This window comes from Ferrovibrio sp. (assembly GCF_029255545.1).
Classification (GTDB): domain Bacteria; phylum Pseudomonadota; class Alphaproteobacteria; order Ferrovibrionales; family Ferrovibrionaceae; genus Ferrovibrio.
Genome location: NZ_JANLJJ010000100.1, coordinates 1 through 16,627 on the forward strand (window position 1 = coordinate 1; position 16,627 = coordinate 16,627).

The following is a 16,627-nucleotide window of genomic DNA, read 5'->3' on the forward strand; positions in this document are numbered from 1 at the left end:
GCGCCTGTTGCCGGCCGGGCCGTTGCGCGAACCCGTTGAGGAAGGCCTGGCGCGTTGCGATGCCATCGTATTGATCGGTAAACCGACCGTGATCCTGCCTCCATTCGGATCGCGACCGGTTTTCCGGGCCGAGTTGGAACCCAATGCTGCCGATACCGTGCGGCTGCGCGGGCGCCGCGTACTGGCCTTCGCCGGCATCGGCCGGCCGGAGAAATTCTTTGCCTCGCTGCGCCAGGCCGGCGTCGAGATCGCCGCCACCAAATCCTTCCCCGATCACGCGCCTTACAGCGAAGACACTGTGATGCGGCTGGTCGAGCAGGCGCATGGGCTGCATGCCATCCCGGTGACCACGGCGAAAGACCAGACGCGCCTGCCCAGAGCCGCCCGCCCCATGGTGGATGTGCTGCGCGTCAGCCTTGCCTTCGCCGACCCCACTGCCGTCGAACAATTCCTGAAAGGCAAGCTCGCTCGTGTTTAAGCGCGCCGAACCACATGAATACGTCGCCGCCTGGGGCGCCCGGCTGGCGCTTGCCCTGTTCCGCGCCCTGCCACTTGATCGCGCGTCTGCTCTTGGCGGCTGGATCTTGCAGACCCTGGGGCCACGTCTGCCGGTTCACAGGACCGCTGTTGCCAACCTGCAGCTTGCGCTGCCCGAACTGGCCGCACGGCATGAGGCAATCCTGCAGGGCATGTGGAATAATCTCGGCCGCGTGCTGGCCGAATATGCCCATCTTGCGGACATCCGCATCGGGCCCCGTGAAACCGGGGGACGCATCGAGGTTGTTGGCGTCGAGCATCTCCTGGCGATCCGCGATAGCCAGAAACCCGCGATTTTCTTCTCGGCCCATTTCGGCAACTGGGAAGTAATGAGCATTGTAGGCATGCATCATGGCATCCCTCTGGTGCAGGTTTATCGCGCCGCCAACAATCCGCTGACCGAAGAAATACTCCAGGAACTGCGCAAACCGGTCGGCGGCCGCCACGTGCCAAAGGGCATGCAGGCAGCCCGCGAGTTGCTCAGGGCGCTGAAGCGCAATGAGTGCCTCGCCATGATGGTCGATCAGAAACTGAACACAGGCCTTGCCGTGCCGTTCTTCGGCCACGAGGCGATGACCGCACCCGCCATTGCCGAGCTGGCCCTGCGCACCGGCTGCCCCGTCGTGCCGATCTATGGCGAGCGGGTGGATGGCGGCGCCTACTTCCGCGTCACCATCGAAGCGCCGATACAGCTGGAAAGCACCGGCAATCGCGAACGCGATACCTATAACGCCCTGCTGCTGATCAACCGGAAAATCGAGGACCGCATCCGCAGGGATCCGGGGCAGTGGTTCTGGGTACACAAGCGCTGGAAACGCTGAATCAGGGTTGCGGTGGCAGCAGGCGCTGCGGATCAAGCCTTACATCAAACCAGTTCAGCCGCCAGTCGAGATGCGGGCCAGTGGTACGTCCTGTGGCGCCGACGGTGCCGATCTGCTGGCCCTGCTTCACATGCTGGCCGGTTTTCACGGTCAGGCTCTGCAGATGCGAATAGGCCGAATTGATGCCCATGCCATGGTCGATGATAATCGTGCCGCCGGTGAAATAGATATCCTTCTCGGCCAGCACCACTTCGCCGCTGGCCGGCGCCACCACCGGGCTGCCGGTCGGCGCCGCGATATCGAGACCGAAATGCGGCGTGCGTGGCTCGCCGTTGAGAATGCGCTGGCTGCCATATACGCCGGAAACCGGGCCTTTTGCGGGCCAGATCCAGTCCTGCAGAAAGTCCTGCCGCGGCGTGTTGCGCTGGCGCACCTCGGCGATCCTGGCATTCTCGCGCCGGATGCGTTCCAGCACGGCCGGCGGCGGCGTCACCTGGGCGGGCGGCAGGCCGTCGATGCGCTGGATGTCGTAGGTTCGCGTTGCCACGCGCAGCGCATGCTGCTCGGTCTTGCCGCCACGCGTCACCATCAAAGGCACCGAGGCCGGCTCGTCGCGGCCGAAACCGAACACGAAACGCCCGTCGCCGGCCACCGGCACCACGCGTTCGCCCAGCCTGATCAGCAGGCCTGGCTCGGCCGAACCGATCACCAGGCCGCCCTGGCTGAAATCACCCTGCCAGGTCAGGCCCGGCGGTGGTTCGTTTGCATAGGCGCCACCGGTGAACAGGAACAGACAGACCGCCAGCCAGCGGATCATCCGCGCCGCACCGGATCACGCAGCAGCCCCTGCAGGGCCACGACGGCATCGGCATAGGCTTCCTGGCGATCCACGCTCCAGTACCGCAGGCTGTCGAGCGGGATACGGACGCGGGTTACGGCGCACAGCACATAGGAACCCGGAAACACGATGTCGAAGGCGCCATGCCGGTAATACAGCCTGGCCTCGGTCTCGCGTGGCAGCGGCGGCGTCTGCATCAGAACAACTCCTCCTGGCCGGGCGGCTTGGCTGCACCGGTGCCACGACGAGCCGGTGCAGCGCTGCTACCTTCGATGCGGGCCTGCCTGCGGCCATCCTGCATCTCAATCATGACGGCCACACCCGGCGCCATACCGGCCGCCGATTTAAGCGCATGGCCGTCGGCGCCATAGACCACGGCAAAGCCACGCGACAGCACATTCCTGTAGGACAGGCTTTCCAGCAGCTTGGACGGCTGCAGCAGGCGCTGTGCCGCATCGGCCTGGCGCTGGCGCATGGCGCGCTGTAACCGCAAGGTGGTTTCATTCAGCCGGCGGCGGTATTCGACGACCTCGCGCCGCAACAGCGCCGGCCGCAATTTGGCGACTCCCGTGGCCAGCTTGCCGCGCTGCACCTGCAGGCCAACCTTCAGCCCCATGCGCAACCGCTCGGAGAGGTCATCAAACCGCTGCCGCGCCATATCAAGCTGCTCGCGCGGCCCACGCAGGCCACGGCCCAGGCCATCCAGATGCTGGCGCTTCTCGCGCGCCATGCGGGTGATGCCACGGCGCATGCGTTCATCATAGCCGGTGACGGTGGCAACCAGATCAAGCCGCACCGGCACGGCCATCTCGGCGGCGGCCGTGGGCGTCGGGGCGCGGCGATCGGAGGCAAAGTCGATCAGCGTGGTGTCGGTTTCATGGCCCACCGCCGAGATCAGCGGGATATCCGAGGCGGCAGCGGCGCGCACCACGACTTCCTCGTTGAAGGCCATCAGGTCTTCCAGGCTGCCGCCGCCACGCGCCACGATCAGCAGGTCGGGACGCGGCACGGCGCTCCCTTCGCTGGGAAGCGCATTGAAACCGCGGATCGCCCTGGCCACCTGCTCGGCGGCGCCCTCGCCCTGCACCAGCACCGGCCAGACCAGCACATGGGTGGGGAAACGGTCGGCCAGGCGATGCAGGATGTCGCGGATCACCGCGCCGGTCGGCGAGGTCACCACGCCGATCACCCGCGGCAGATACGGCAGCGGACGTTTGCGCTCGGCCGCGAACAGGCCCTCCCCGGCCAGCTTCTGCTTGCGCTGTTCCAGCAGGGCCATCAGCGCGCCCAGGCCGGCCAGCTCCATGCGCTCGACCACCATCTGGTATTTCGAGCGGCCGGGATAGCTGGTCAGCTTGCCCGAGCAGACCACTTCCATGCCGTCTTCCGGCTTCACGCCCAGTCGGGCCGCGCTGCCCTTCCAGCAGACGGCATCCAGAACCGAGTCGGCATCTTTCAGCGAGAAATACAGGTGGCCCGAGGCGGCCCGCTTGAAGCCGGAAATCTCGCCACGCACGCGCACCCAGCCAAACGTCTCCTCGATGCTGCGTTTGAGCCGCAGCGAGAGCTCGGTGACGCTGTATTCCGGCACGTTGCTGGCCGCCGGGCTTGCTGGGCTGGCCGGCTGGCCGGTCGCCGGGGCGCCAGCGGGAAGCGGGCTCGAATCACTCATTCCGGGAACCTTGAAACCATGGCCGGCATGATACAAAGATTGCCGCCGCCGCTCCAGCCGCGCCTCCGGCCGGCCCGGGCGTAAAAGAACCGTTTTCCAGCCATTTCCCGGGTAAGCCGACATGAATCTTCTCGTTATCGGATCGGGCGGCCGCGAGCATGCCCTGTGCTGGGCCCTGGCCGCCTCGCCGCTGGTGACCAAGCTGGTCTGCGCGCCCGGCAATGCCGGCATTGCCCAGGTGGCCAGGCTGGCCCCGGTCGATCCGGTCGATCTGGATGCCGTGCTGAAACTCTGCCGCGACGAGCATATCGATTTCGTGGTGGTCGGCCCCGAGGCCCCCCTGGTGGCGGGCCTGGTCGACCATCTGGAAGCCGCCGGTTTTGCCTGCTTCGGCCCCACGAAATCCGCCGCACGGCTCGAGGGCTCGAAGGGCTTCATGAAGGACCTCTGCGCCAAATACGGCATCCCGACCGCCGCTTATGGCCGCTTCAAGGATGCCGCTTCAGCCGAAACCTTCATCCGCAAACATGGTGCACCCATCGTGGTGAAGGCCGATGGCCTGGCCGCCGGCAAGGGCGTCACGGTCGCCATGACGCTGGAGGAGGCCCTTGCCGCGAATACGGCCTTGTTCACCGAACCCGGCGCGGAAGTGGTGATCGAGGAATTTCTCGATGGCGAGGAGGTCAGCTTCTTCGCCCTCGTCGATGGCAGGACCGCGCTGCCACTGGCTTCGGCGCAGGACCACAAACGCGTCGGCGACGGCGACACCGGACCGAACACAGGCGGCATGGGCGCCTATTCCCCGGCGCCGGTACTGACGCCGGCCATGCAGCAGGACGTGATGGACCGCATCATCATGCCGACCGTCAACGGCATGATCGCGGAAGGCACGCCCTTCAAGGGCGTGCTGTTCGCCGGCCTGATGCTGACCAGGGACGGCCCCAAGCTGCTGGAATACAATACCCGTTTCGGCGATCCGGAATGCCAGACCCTGATGCTGCGCCTGAAATCCGACCTGCTGCCGGCGCTGATGGCGTCCCGCGATGGCGTGCTGAAGGATTTCGACCTGCGCTGGAGGGATGAAGCCGCGCTCTGCGTGGTGATGGCCGCCGAGGGCTATCCCGACGCGCCGCGCAAGGGCACAGTGATCGAAGGCCTTGATGCCGCTGCGGCGGAGCCCGATGTCGAGGTTTTCCATGCCGGCACCGTGCAACGCGCCGATGGCGCCATTCTGGCCAATGGCGGGCGCGTGCTCGGAATTTGTGCTTTCGGGCCCACCGTGCGGGCGGCGCAGCAGCGCGCCTATGCCGCTGTGGATAGAATCCGCTGGCCGGAAGGCTTCTGCCGCCGCGACATCGGCTGGCGCGCCGTGGCGCGCGAGCAGAAATAGGGCCGCCGCGCGAACGAAAATAACGTCTGCGCGCCAGCAATAACAACAGCATCCGGACTGACTGTCGGGAGCGGTTGCGCCGCACCGCATCGCTTGGCTATCGTAGCCGGGAGCGCCGCCGTACCCGGCGTTCCAAGAGACGAGGAAACGACAGCATGAGCGATCAGGACCGCTTCGTCGGCACCATGCCGGTGCAGGAGCGTCACAAGTTCGACGAGGCGGCGCTGGAGCGCTGGCTGAAAGACAACGTGCCCGACTATCGGGGCCCGCTGACCGTACAGCAGTTCAAGGGCGGCCAGTCGAACCCCACCTTCATGCTGGTCACGCCAAACCGGAAATACGTGCTGCGCCGCAAGCCGCCCGGCAAGCTGTTGCCCTCGGCCCATGCCGTCGACCGCGAATACCGTGTCATCACAGCCTTGGCCAGCACCGACGTGCCGGTCGCTCGCACCTATGGCCTGTGCGAGGACGACAGCGTGATCGGCACCGCCTTCTACGTGATGGATTGCGTGGAAGGCCGCATCTTCTGGGACCAGCGCCTGCCCGGCATGACCCGTGAGGAACGCGCCGGTATTTTTGACGCGATGAACCGCACCATCGCCGCCCTGCACAAGGTGGATTACAACGCCGTCGGCCTGGGCGACTACGGCAAGCCCGGCGATTATTTCGCCCGCCAGATCAGCCGCTGGAGCAAACAGTACAAAGCGTCCGAGACGGAAGAGATTCCGGCCATGGACAAGCTGATCGAGTGGCTGCCGGCCAATATCCCGCCGGGCGACGAGACCAGCATCGTGCATGGCGATTACCGGATGGACAACATGATCTTCCATCCGACCGAGCCGCGCGTGATCGCCGTACTCGACTGGGAATTGTCCACGCTGGGCCACCCGCTCGGCGATTTCTGCTACCATCTGATGTCGTGGCGGCTGGCGCCGGAAACCTTCCGTGGCCTCGCCGGCATCGACTTCGCGGCATTGGGCATTCCCAGCGAGGCCGAATACCTGGCTGCCTATTGCCGTCGCACCGGCCGCGACGGCATTCCGCATCTCGACTTCTACATGGCCTATAACATGTTCCGCATTGCCGGCATCCTGCAGGGCATCATGGGACGGGTGAAAGACGGCACCGCCGCCAGCCAGCATGCGATCGAGTCGGGCAAACGCGCCCGGCCGATTGCCGAACAGGCCTGGACGCTGGTGGAGCGGATGACGGGGGGCTAAACGGCATGGGAGCTGTCGATCTGACCCCCGTACAGCCGCAGCATCGGTTCGACGAGGCCAGGTTGACGGCGTATCTGCAGCGCCATCTGCCCGATTTCAAAACGCCGCTTACGATCCAGCAATTCAGGGGGCCGACCGCCAGCCCCGCCTTCCTGCTGCATACCCCAGGGCGCAATCTGGTTCTGCGCAAGCGCAGTCAGCCCAAGAAGGGCTGCAGCATGGCGGAATCCATCGAGCGCGATTTCAGCCTGCTGAGCAACCTGCATACCGCCGGCATGCCGGTCGGCCAGCCGCAACTGGTCTGCACCGACGACAGCGTGATCGGCGCGCCCTTCTATCTGCTCGACTTCATCACCGGACGGCAGTTCCGCGATCCCAATCTGCCCGGCATGGACGCCAAGCAGCGCCAGGCCCATTACGAAGCGATGGCTTCCGCCATGGCCAGCATCCATGCCCTGACGCCTGCGACAACCGGCCTGCCGTCGAATGGCAGCGGGCTGGATTACCTGAACCGCCAGATCACCACGCTCTGCGAGCAGTATCGCACCAATCGCACCGAGGAGATCGGGGCCATGGACCGCCTGCTGGAATGGCTACCCCTGCATGTGCCGGTCGACGACATCACGGCGCTGATGCATGGCAATTTCCGGCTGGAAAACCTGATCTTCCATCCCAGCGAACCGCGTATCGTCGCCGTGCTGGACTGGGATCTCGCCCAGATTGGCCATCCACTGGCCGACCTGGCCATCAACTGCATGCCCTATCGGGTCACCATTCCCGGCATGGGCAGCCTGCAGGGCACGGATTTCATCGAAACCGGCATCCCGGGCGAACCAGACTACATTGCCAATTATTGCCGCCACAGTTCCTGGCTGGCGATCCGCGACAACGGCATCGCGCACTGGAATTTCTACCTTGCTTTCGCCCTCTTCCGCGTTGCCGTGATGGCCCAGGGCATCGTCAAGCGGGGCATGGCCAATGGCAGCGCGACGCCGGCGCTGAAAGCCTATGGCGCGGTGGTACGGTCTGTCGCCAACCAGGCCTGGAACCTGGTGGATGGCGGCGACGACTGAAGCCCTGAATGGCAAACTGACGGCACTGACCTGCTGAAACGGGCGCGAGCGTGGAACCATGTGCCCACAGCATCATTGCTGTAGTGGCGTCTGCGCGGGAGTTGGTCCGGATCGGATCGCAATACGCCAGTATTTTTGATGATTGGCCGCGGTCGACGATGACACGGCACCATTGCCAGCGGGCGAAATCGTCAAGTTGGGGTTTCAATGACAAGAAAGCGCCGCAAACAGCGAACGCCCCCGGACTCTGCCGATGCCGCCGAGAACAGCATCATCGACGCGGAGAAGCCTGTTCGTCTGCGTGTTGCGCATCCGGGTAAAAACCCGCCGGCCGGAAAAACGGATGCCAAACGCCAGTCTGATGCCTTTGTCACCTGGCTGGATCGCACCCTGCCCCTGCTGCAGGATCAGTTGGGCGATATTGTGACGATCGATGTCACAGCCCTTCCATTAAAAACAAAACATTGACCTGAAAAGATAATTCATCGCCCCGGACGCTTTCCGGGTCGCAGCATTATCACACCGCGTCGCGGCTTTGTCGCTGGCCCGCAAGGCACCCCATGGCCATGCTCGTATCACTGCCAGCGAAAACGTTGATCCGAATTTTTCACATCAATTCCCATTCAATCAATCAAGAGGAAGATCCCCATGACCGATAGCATTCACGGCCTTCTGATGGAGACGCTCCCCTCGCTTAAAGCTTTCTCCGTCATGCTCACCCGCGACCGCAACTGGGCAGAAGATCTGACTCAGGAAACCGCCTTGCGTGTGTTGGCCAAGGCAGAGCAGTTCCAGCCGGGTACCAATTTCAAGGCTTGGGCCTTCACCATCATGCGTCACCAGCATATCGACCAGGCTCGGCGGTGGCGGCGCGAAGCCACCACATTCGGCGATGCCGAGGCGATCGAGAATCTGATGGCCGTGAAGGCGCCCCAGGAAGATCAGTTGGTGCTGGGCGAATTGTTGCAGGCCATAACCAGACTGAACAAGGCCCAGCGGGATGTCCTGGTTCTGGTGGTTGGCAATGGCCTCTCTTATGAAGAGGCCGCCAGGGTCTGCGGCTGTCCGATCGGCACGATCCGCAGCCGTCTGGCGCGGGCGCGCCAGGAACTCGAACGCATGATGCTGGGCGAGGCCGCTATCGGCCAGCCCTCCGCCTTGCGGTCGGAGCGGCTGGCCGAATTGCGGAACTGATCAATCTGCCAGACCGCGGAAGGCGCGCAGTGCGAAATCGGCCGCCCGGCCGAACACTGCCGCTTTCCATGGCGACGTATCGGTGTAAAAGGCGTCGCGGATTTTCTGCTTGAGCTGCTTGCCCAGCGGCGAATTGAGATCGCCTTTGGCATGCAGCCAGTGGTCCCCGCGCAGAGCGTCGGTCACCTGCTGCCAGTGCTGGGTACCGTATTCCAGCGCAATCGCCGTCACCTCGATCGATTTCGGCAAGTCGAGAAAAGCTTCCGGCACCGTGCCGGTAACGCGAGCCGAACTGGAGCTGCCGTCATTCGGATTGGTCACCTCCGGGCCGAAAATGGTTTTCGCCCGGTCGTAATAACCCTGGTCGCCCGGGCCGACATAGATTGGCTCGCCATAGCCCATCGGTCCAAGGCCGGTATGGAAGTCGATACTGACCAGCTTGCGGGCGCTGGCCGGCACATGTTCGCGCAGGATGCGGCGGAAAGTGTCATTCGACCAGGTTGGCTTCTGGCCGCCGAAGAACAGGCCATCGGGGCGGGAATACTGGCCGCCCGACATCGCCGACTGAAAGGCAAAAGCGCCGTGTTTCTGCTGATACTCCAGGATCGCCTGGTCGGCGGCGGCGCGGCCCTGGCCTTCCCAATGACTCGGGATCAGCCAGTCATGCACTTCCTCATAGGCCTTGTTCTGCGGCAGCGGCCTGGAGAAATCCTGGAAGTTGCGGTTGAGGTCGACATTGTCTTCCGTGACGCGACGCAGCCAGGCAAAACCATAGGGATTGATCGCATGGATCATGATCGCCTTGGTATTCGCCGGCATCGCCTCGAACAACCGCTCCCTGAAATGGCCGATCTGCGAACCGGAGCCGCAGAATCCTTCAGCGCCATGGGTGCCCGAGATGGTGAGGTAAACCCGCTCGGCATCATCGGGGCCGACGCAGGCGACATCAGTGGTCAGTATTTCGCCATTCGGTCCCTTGGCATTGGGATTCTCGTAAACGGTGAAGGCGGCTTTCGCCGCCTCCGCCGCTGCCACGAATTTCTGGCGGGCTTCCGAATAGGTTGCCGAGAAGTAGGATTCAACAGTCATGGGGAGGCTCGACTCGTTTCTTGGTTTATGAACTCTAGTTCCAGCGGCCCAGCTCAAGCCGGCCGATCTGGTTGCGGTGCACTTCGTCCGGACCATCGGCGAAACGCAGCGTGCGCGCCTGAGCATAGGCTTCGGCCAGGCCGAAATCGGAGGTCACGCCGCCGCCGCCATGCACCTGCATGGCCCAGTCGATCACCTGGCAGGCCATGGTCGGCGCCACCACCTTGATCATGGCGATTTCCTTGCGCGCCGCCTTGTTGCCGACGGTATCCATCTTCCAGGCGGCATGCAGGGTAAGCAGGCGAGCCTGGTCGATCATGCAGCGCGCTTCGGCGATGCGCTCCAGCGTGACGGTCTGCTCGGAAACCGGCTTGCCGAAGGCAACGCGGCTCTTGGCCCGCTTGCACATCTTCTCCAGCGCACGCTCGGCCTGGCCGATCAGCCGCATGCAGTGATGGATGCGGCCCGGCCCGAGGCGGCCCTGGGCGATCTCGAAACCGCGCCCCTCGCCCAGCAGCATGTTGGATGCCGGCACGCGCACATTCTCGAACACCACCTCGCCATGACCGTGCGGGGCGTCGTCATAGCCAAAGACCGGCAGCATGCGCAGCACCTTCACGCCCGGCACGTCGCGCGGCACCAGGATCATCGACTGCTGCTTGTACTTGTCGGGATTCTTCGGGTCGGTCTTGCCCATGAAGATCATGATCTTGCAGCGCGGATCGCCAATGCCCGAGGTCCACCACTTGCGGCCGTTGATGACGTAGGAATCGCCATCGCGCTTGATCTCGGCCTCGATGTTGGTGGCGTCGGACGAGGCAACCGCCGGTTCGGTCATGGCGAAGGCCGAGCGGATCTTGCCTTCCAGCAGCGGCTCCAGCCACTGCTTCTTGTGCTCATCGGCGCCATAACGCTCCAGCACCTCCATGTTGCCGGTATCGGGCGCCGAGCAGTTGAACACTTCGGGCGCCCAGTGCACGCGGCCCATGATCTCGCAGAGCGTCGCATATTCGTGGTTCTTCAGGCCGGCGCCGCGATGGCTTTCCGGCAGGAACAGGTTCCACAGCCCCTGTGCCTTGGCCTTCACCTTCAGCTCCTCGATGACAGTGGTGGGCTGCCAGCGGTCGCCGCCAGCGGCGACTTCCTCGTGGAAGCGGTGCTCGTTGGGATAGACATGCTCATCCATGAAGCGGCTGAGCTTTTCCTGCAGATCCCTGACGCGGTCGGAGAATTCGAAATCCATGGTTTCAGTCCCTATTGCAAGTTAACCGATAGCGGTACGGGCGGAAGTGTAGAACCGCCCGGTCCGCCCGGCTAGGGCCGGATACGGATGGATTGGGGCTAGCGTTTCGCGGCGAAGAAATCCCGCAACAGCACGGCCGCCGCCGCTTCGCCGATGCCGCCATAAACCTCGGGGCGGTGATGGCAGGTCGGCTGGGCGAAAAACCGCGCGCCATGGGCCACGCCGCCGCCCTTGGGATCCTCGGCGCCGTAATACAGCCGCCGCAGGCGGGCGAAGCTGATTGCCGCCGCGCACATCGTGCAGGGCTCCAGGGTGACGTAGAGATCGCAGCCGCTTAGCCGCTCCGCCCCCAGCGCCGTCGCCGCGCGGCGGATCGCCAGGATCTCGGCATGGGCGGTAGGATCGTTCAGCGCCCGGGTCTCGTTGCCGGCCCGGGCCACCACCGTACCATTGGAACCATCGACGATCACCGCGCCGATCGGCACCTCGCCACGCGCCTCGGCGGCACGGGCTTCCTCAAGGGCGATATCCATGGGGGTGGGCGCGGTCATGGCGCGGCAGCCTGCGGGAGCGCCCCCCTCTCGTCAAGGCGGCCACGACAGCCTATAAGATGGCCATGACCCGCTCCCCCAGCCCTCTCATCGGCATCACCCTCGATTCGGAAGAACCCGGCGGCTACTCGAAATTCCCCTGGTATGCCCTGCGGCAGAATTACTGTAGCGCGGTGACAGCCAGCGGCGGCGTGCCGCTGGTGCTGCCGCATGAACCCGATGCCGTGCCGGCCTATCTCGACCTGCTGGATGGCCTGGTGGTGACCGGCGGCAATTTCGATGTCGACCCCGCCCTGTTTGGCGCCAACGAGAAACACGACACCGTAAAGGTGAAGGCCGCGCGCACCGAATTCGAATGGGCGATCACCCGCGGCATGCTGGAACGGAACAAGCCGGTGCTGGGCATCTGCGGCGGGCAGCAGCTGCTAAACGTGGTGCTGGGCGGCACGCTGATCCAGCATATCCCCGATGCGGTGCAGGATGCGCTGGCGCATGAGCAGCCCAATCCGCGCGACGAGCCCGGCCATCCGGTGCAGATCACCGGCGGCAGCCTGCTGCACAGGATTGTCGGCGCCGCCGAGCTGCCGGTGAATTCGGCGCATCACCAGGCCGTCGAGACGGTGGCGCCCGGCGCGGTCTGCGACGCGGTGGCGCCCGACGGCGTGATCGAGGGCATCGAGCATCCGGGCTACCGCTTCTGCATCGGCGTGCAGTGGCATCCGGAATTCTTCATCAGCGAGGGCGACCGCAAACTCTTCGCCGCCTTCATCCAGGCCTGCCAGCGATGAGCGAAGCGGAAGAAAAAGGCGAACGCATCGCCAAGCGGCTGGCGCGGGCCGGCATCTGCTCGCGCCGCGACGCCGAACGCTGGATCGCCGAGGGCCGTGTCGTGGTGAACGGCAAGCGGCTGGATACCCCCGCCTTCCTGGTCGGGCCGGACGACCGCATCGTGGTGGACGGCAAGCCGATCGCCGGGCCGGAAAAAACCCGGCTGTGGCTATATCACAAGCCGCGCGGCCTGATGACCACGCACAAGGACCCACAGGGCCGCCCCACCGTGTTCGAGAGCCTGCCGAAGGACCTGCCGCGCGTGATCTCGGTGGGGCGATTGGATTTCAACTCCGAGGGCCTGCTGCTGCTGACCAACGACGGCGAACTGGCGCGCAAGCTGGAGCTGCCGGCCACCGGCTGGCTGCGCCGCTATCGCGTGCGCGTGAACGGCCTGCCGCACAAGCAGCATCTGGCCGAGCTGGAGCAGGGCGTCACCATCGACGGCACCGCCTATGGCCCGATCAGCGCCAGCGTGGAGCGCAGCCAGGGCGACAACACCTGGCTGGTGGTTTCCTTACGCGAGGGCAAGAACCGCGAGGTGCGTCGCGTGATGGAGCATCTCGGCCACCAGGTCAGCCGGCTGATCCGCGTCGCCTATGGCCCCTTCCAGCTTGGCAGCCTGGAGCCCGGCAAGGCCAAGGAAGTGCCGGGCAAGGTGCTGGCCGAGCAGCTGGGCGTGAAGACCAGGGATCTCGGCGAGCGCAGCCCGAAGCCCGCGCCGGCCAAGCCCCCGAAAAAGCGGCCGGTGCTGCGGCCGAAGACGCCGTAATGCGCATCGTCGGCGGCAGCCATCGCGGCCGGCCGATCCTCGCGCCGGAAGACCGCACCACCCGGCCGACCATCGACCGCGTGCGCGAATCCCTGTTCAACATGCTGCTGCATTCGCCCAGCCTGATGACCGACGAAGGCAAAAGCCGGCTGGAGGGCGGCGTGGTGCTCGATCCCTTCGCCGGCAGCGGCGCGCTGAGCTTCGAGGCGCTGTCCCGCGGCGCCCATCATGCCTACCTGTTCGAACTCGATCCCGCCGCGCGGCGCGTGATCCTGCAGAATGCCCGCGAACTCGACATGGCCGAGCGCATCACCCTGCGCGGCGCCGACTGCACCAAACCCGGTCCTGCCCCTGCTCCGGCCGACCTGGTGCTGATGGACCCGCCCTACCGCTCCGGCCTGGGCACCCAGGCGCTGACCGCGCTGGACCGCGAAGGCTGGCTGAAACCCGATGCCCTGGTGATGGTGGAGACCGATGCGAAAGGTTCTTTCGCCATCCCGCCCGGCTTCGTGCTGCTGGAAGAGCGCCAGCAGGGCCCGGCCCGGCTGACCTTCCTGCTGCGCCAGCGCTGAAACCACCCGCGCCACAGCCTTCGATCAGCCTTTGCATCCGCCCGGGTTCGTTTCGGTTCGCCCAGGTTCGTTTTGGTTCGTTCCGGTTCGTTCCGGTTCGTTTGGCACCGTTCGGGTTCGTTTGAGTTCGTTCAGGTTCGTTTGGGTTCGTTGAGGTTCGCGTTAACCAAAAACACAACCCAGCGGTTGCATCGAACAATGTAGGAACATTATTGGCGAAGACAAGGCCCACCGCCGGTAGCGACTCACTATTAAATACAATTTATATTGTAAAAATCATGAACAACAAAGTCTTTTTGTCAAAACCACCTGTTGCTCTAAGATTCCACAAAATCAACCAGTGCACTTTGCCGGGGGAAGGATTTCAGTGACATCGAAGCTGGATAACGCAGCCGCGCCGCCCTCCCCCGTTTCGCCGGCAGGTGGCGCATGACCGACGTGGCCACGCCCGTTTCCCCCACCCATTCCGCCATGCCGGCCAGCCTGCGCGCCGCCGCGCTGCAGACCTGGTATTTTCCGGTCGCGCTGTCGGTGTTCCTGGCCGCAGTGGCGCAGTTCAATTTCCTGGTCTTCCACACGCTGGCGGAACTGTTCTCCATCATCGTGTCATTCATCCTCTTCGCGCTGGCCTGGCATACCCACCGCTTCTCGCGCGATCATTTCCTGCTCTATCTGGCCTGCGGCATGTTCTGGATCGGCGCGCTCGATCTGGCCCATACCCTGACCTACAAGGGCATGGGTCTGCTGCCGGTGAACGAGGCCAACACGGCAACGCAGGTCTGGGTGGTCGCGCGCTATTTGCAGGCTCTGCTGCTGCTGACCGCGCCGCTGATGGCACGCCACAGCCCCGACAAGATGGTGCTGTTCCTCGTTTTCGGCCTGATGGCGGCGCTGGCCATTCTGTGGATCGGCACCGGCCATTTCCCCGATGCCTTCATCGAGGGCCAGGGCCTGACCACGCTGAAGATCTGGAGCGAATATGCCATCATGGTGATCCTGGCCGGCGCGCTGGCCCTGATCTGGGCAAACCGCGCCACCATCGCGCCCGACGCGCTGCCCTTCCTGCTGATCGCCATCGTGTTCGCCATCGGCACCGAGCTGGCCTTCACGCTGTATATCGACGTTTACGGCGTTTCCAACCTGGTCGGCCATATCCTCAAGCTGTTTTCCTTCTGGGCCATCTTCCAGGCCGTCGCGCTGGCCTGCCTGATCCGGCCCTACCAGGAGCTGGCGGCCAGCAACCGAGCGAAGGACGATTTCCTCGCCTCGATGAGCCATGACCTGCGCACGCCGCTGAATTCGATCCTCGGCTTCTCCGACATGATGCGCAGCCGCATGTTCGGCCCGCTCGGCCATGCCAAATACGAGGATTATGTCGACAACATCCACGCCAGCGGCACCCATCTGCTGGGCCTGGTCAACGACATCCTCGACCTGTCGAAACTGGAAAGCGGCCAGTACCAGCTCAACCGGCAGGAGCTGAACCCGATGGTTCTGGCCGAAGCCGTGGTGCGCAGCTTTGCGCCGTCGATCACGGCGAAGGACATGTCGGTGGCGGTGCATTGCGACCCGGAGATCCGGCAGCTCACGGCTGATGAACGCGCCATGATCCAGCTGCTCAACAATCTGGTGTCGAATGCGGTGAAATTCACCCCCGACAACGGCGCCATCACGGTGGCCTGGTCGAGGCGGCCCGATGGCGCCATGGTTTTGCAGGTGAGCGATACCGGCCCCGGCATTCCGGCCGACCAGCTCAAGCGCCTGGGCAAGCCCTATGTTCAGGTGGATCCCTACGTGGCGCAGAAAGGCACCGGGCTGGGCCTGTTCATCGCCCGACGCATCGCCGAGCTGCATGGCGCCAAGCTGCGCATCACCAGCAGGCCGGGCGAAGGCACCGCAGTGACGGTGACGTTTCCGCCGCAGGGGTGAGGCGGGATCAGGCGTCGTTCAGATGCCGACCGAAAAAGGCAATCAGCTTCTCATTATGGATATTGTCGGCCGCGCTGCCCAGCGCATGGCCCTGATCTTCGTAGTAATGGACCTCAGGATCGCGGCCATTCTGGCGCAGGCGCGCTTCCAGGCGGCGCGTCATCTCGACCGACCAGATTTTATCGGCTGTGCCATGACTGAGAAATAACGGGCCTTCATAAATCTCGATACCGATCGGCGTTGTCGGCAGCAGCGCATCGGATGTGCCGCGCCAGGTCCAGGCGCGCAGGGCCGGATCCCAGACCTGCCAGCCGGGGTCGCCCTGATCGCGCCAGCTTGCCGCTTTGAATGCGCCACAGATCACATCGGGCGGGCTGTGGACAGCCACCGCATTCGGCAGGTCCGGACAGCCCGACTGCACCATCAGCGCCGTCAAAAGCAACGCATGCTCCGCGCCGCGCGAGACGCCATAAATGCCAACCTTGCCATTGACCAGGGGCAGGGCACGCAGACGCGCAAGCGACGCCTCGGTCTTGTCCAGCGGCACATCGATGATGCTGCCGGCATTCCAGCCGTTACCGCCAACGGAATAGCCGAATGGGAAAGCCAGAAAACCATGCGCCGCCAGAATGACCGCTGCCCGATGGGTCCAACCCGCCCACGCACCTTCGGAACCATGCAGTAGCAATACCGCCGGAAACGGCCCCTCGCCCGGTGGAGAGTAAGTCGGCCCAAGGTCGGGCAGGTAACGGTTTACGATCTGCAACGGCATGGCGTCCGCGTCATCACCGCCGGCCAAACAGCTTTTCGATATCGGCCAGCTTAAGTTCGACATAGGTCGGCCGGCCGTGGTTGCACTGGCCGGAATGGGGCGTGGCTTCCATCTGGCGCAGCAGCG

Annotated in this window: 18 protein-coding genes; 11 read left to right on the forward strand and 7 right to left on the reverse strand. The window is 64.5% G+C overall.

The features are described 5' to 3' along the window. On the forward strand, positions 1-478 hold a 478-nt coding region (locus Q1J79_RS19345; RefSeq protein ID WP_300303789.1), incomplete at its 5' end, for a tetraacyldisaccharide 4'-kinase. Beyond that, complete coding sequence (locus Q1J79_RS19350) at positions 471-1,358, forward strand: lysophospholipid acyltransferase family protein (protein WP_300303792.1); 888 nt, start codon at positions 471-473, stop codon at positions 1,356-1,358. The genes Q1J79_RS19345 and Q1J79_RS19350, both read left to right, overlap by 8 nt. Before the next feature lies 1 nt (position 1,359). Here Q1J79_RS19350 and Q1J79_RS19355 read toward each other — a convergent pair whose 3' ends face one another. Genes Q1J79_RS19355 through xseA form a run of 3 tightly spaced genes read right to left on the reverse strand, consistent with a single transcriptional unit; the run spans position 1,360 to position 3,868 of the window. Next, positions 1,360-2,175: a M23 family metallopeptidase gene (locus Q1J79_RS19355; RefSeq protein WP_300303795.1), complete on the reverse strand. Its 816-nt coding sequence runs from the start codon at positions 2,173-2,175 to the stop codon at positions 1,360-1,362. Next, positions 2,172-2,393, reverse strand: a complete 222-nt coding sequence (locus Q1J79_RS19360) for a DUF2093 domain-containing protein (RefSeq protein WP_300303798.1) — start codon at positions 2,391-2,393, stop codon at positions 2,172-2,174. The genes Q1J79_RS19355 and Q1J79_RS19360 overlap by 4 nt, the downstream gene beginning before the upstream one ends. After that, entirely contained in the window at positions 2,393-3,868 is a 1,476-nt protein-coding gene (gene xseA, locus Q1J79_RS19365) for an exodeoxyribonuclease VII large subunit (protein ID WP_300303801.1), read from the reverse strand. The genes Q1J79_RS19360 and xseA overlap by 1 nt, the downstream gene beginning before the upstream one ends. A 121-nt stretch (positions 3,869-3,989) precedes the next feature. Between xseA and purD the strand changes: the two genes are divergently transcribed. From purD to Q1J79_RS19390, 5 genes are all read left to right on the forward strand, one after another. Then, positions 3,990-5,258: a phosphoribosylamine--glycine ligase gene (purD, locus tag Q1J79_RS19370; protein ID WP_300303803.1), complete on the forward strand. Its 1,269-nt coding sequence runs from the start codon at positions 3,990-3,992 to the stop codon at positions 5,256-5,258. A gap of 155 nt (positions 5,259-5,413) precedes the next feature. After that, the gene (locus Q1J79_RS19375; RefSeq protein ID WP_300303806.1) at positions 5,414-6,478 is read left to right on the forward strand and encodes a phosphotransferase; all 1,065 of its coding nucleotides are present in this window, start codon (positions 5,414-5,416) and stop codon (positions 6,476-6,478) included. Between the two features lie 5 nt (positions 6,479-6,483). Further along, entirely contained in the window at positions 6,484-7,551 is a 1,068-nt protein-coding gene (locus Q1J79_RS19380) for a phosphotransferase (RefSeq protein WP_300303809.1), read from the forward strand. Positions 7,552-7,758: 207 nt separating this feature from the next. After that, a complete protein-coding gene (locus Q1J79_RS19385; protein ID WP_300303812.1) occupies positions 7,759-8,019 on the forward strand; it encodes a hypothetical protein in 261 nt (86 codons plus the stop codon). Between the two features lie 180 nt (positions 8,020-8,199). Then, positions 8,200-8,745 (forward strand): sigma-70 family RNA polymerase sigma factor, encoded by a 546-nt coding sequence (locus tag Q1J79_RS19390; protein ID WP_300303815.1) that lies wholly within the window; start codon positions 8,200-8,202, stop codon positions 8,743-8,745. Here the strand turns inward: Q1J79_RS19390 and Q1J79_RS19395 are convergent, their stop codons facing one another. The 3 genes from Q1J79_RS19395 to Q1J79_RS19405 form a co-directional block, all read right to left on the reverse strand. Beyond that, positions 8,746-9,834, reverse strand: a complete 1,089-nt coding sequence (locus tag Q1J79_RS19395) for a M14 family metallopeptidase (protein WP_300303818.1) — start codon at positions 9,832-9,834, stop codon at positions 8,746-8,748. It lies immediately after the preceding gene. Between the two features lie 34 nt (positions 9,835-9,868). After that, a complete protein-coding gene (locus Q1J79_RS19400) occupies positions 9,869-11,077 on the reverse strand; it encodes an acyl-CoA dehydrogenase family protein (protein WP_300303821.1) in 1,209 nt (402 codons plus the stop codon). Positions 11,078-11,175: 98 nt separating this feature from the next. Continuing rightward, complete coding sequence (locus Q1J79_RS19405) at positions 11,176-11,628, reverse strand: nucleoside deaminase (RefSeq protein ID WP_300303824.1); 453 nt, start codon at positions 11,626-11,628, stop codon at positions 11,176-11,178. A gap of 65 nt (positions 11,629-11,693) precedes the next feature. Here Q1J79_RS19405 and Q1J79_RS19410 point away from each other — a divergent pair, with 65 nt between their 5' ends. From Q1J79_RS19410 to Q1J79_RS19425, 4 genes are all read left to right on the forward strand, one after another. Then, positions 11,694-12,416, forward strand: coding sequence for a gamma-glutamyl-gamma-aminobutyrate hydrolase family protein (locus tag Q1J79_RS19410; RefSeq protein ID WP_300303827.1), 723 nt, complete (start codon positions 11,694-11,696; stop codon positions 12,414-12,416). Then, the gene (locus Q1J79_RS19415) at positions 12,413-13,228 is read left to right on the forward strand and encodes a pseudouridine synthase (RefSeq protein WP_300303830.1); all 816 of its coding nucleotides are present in this window, start codon (positions 12,413-12,415) and stop codon (positions 13,226-13,228) included. Before Q1J79_RS19410 ends, Q1J79_RS19415 begins: the two co-directional genes overlap by 4 nt. Next, positions 13,228-13,800, forward strand: a complete 573-nt coding sequence (gene rsmD, locus Q1J79_RS19420) for a 16S rRNA (guanine(966)-N(2))-methyltransferase RsmD (protein ID WP_300303833.1) — start codon at positions 13,228-13,230, stop codon at positions 13,798-13,800. The genes Q1J79_RS19415 and rsmD overlap by 1 nt, the downstream gene beginning before the upstream one ends. A gap of 429 nt (positions 13,801-14,229) precedes the next feature. Continuing rightward, a complete protein-coding gene (locus Q1J79_RS19425; RefSeq protein WP_300303836.1) occupies positions 14,230-15,729 on the forward strand; it encodes an MASE3 domain-containing protein in 1,500 nt (499 codons plus the stop codon). Between the two features lie 7 nt (positions 15,730-15,736). On the opposite strand, the gene Q1J79_RS19430 is transcribed toward Q1J79_RS19425, so the two are convergent. Continuing rightward, entirely contained in the window at positions 15,737-16,501 is a 765-nt protein-coding gene (locus Q1J79_RS19430) for an acyl-CoA thioester hydrolase/BAAT C-terminal domain-containing protein (RefSeq protein WP_300303839.1), read from the reverse strand. Positions 16,502-16,627 lie beyond the last annotated feature (126 nt).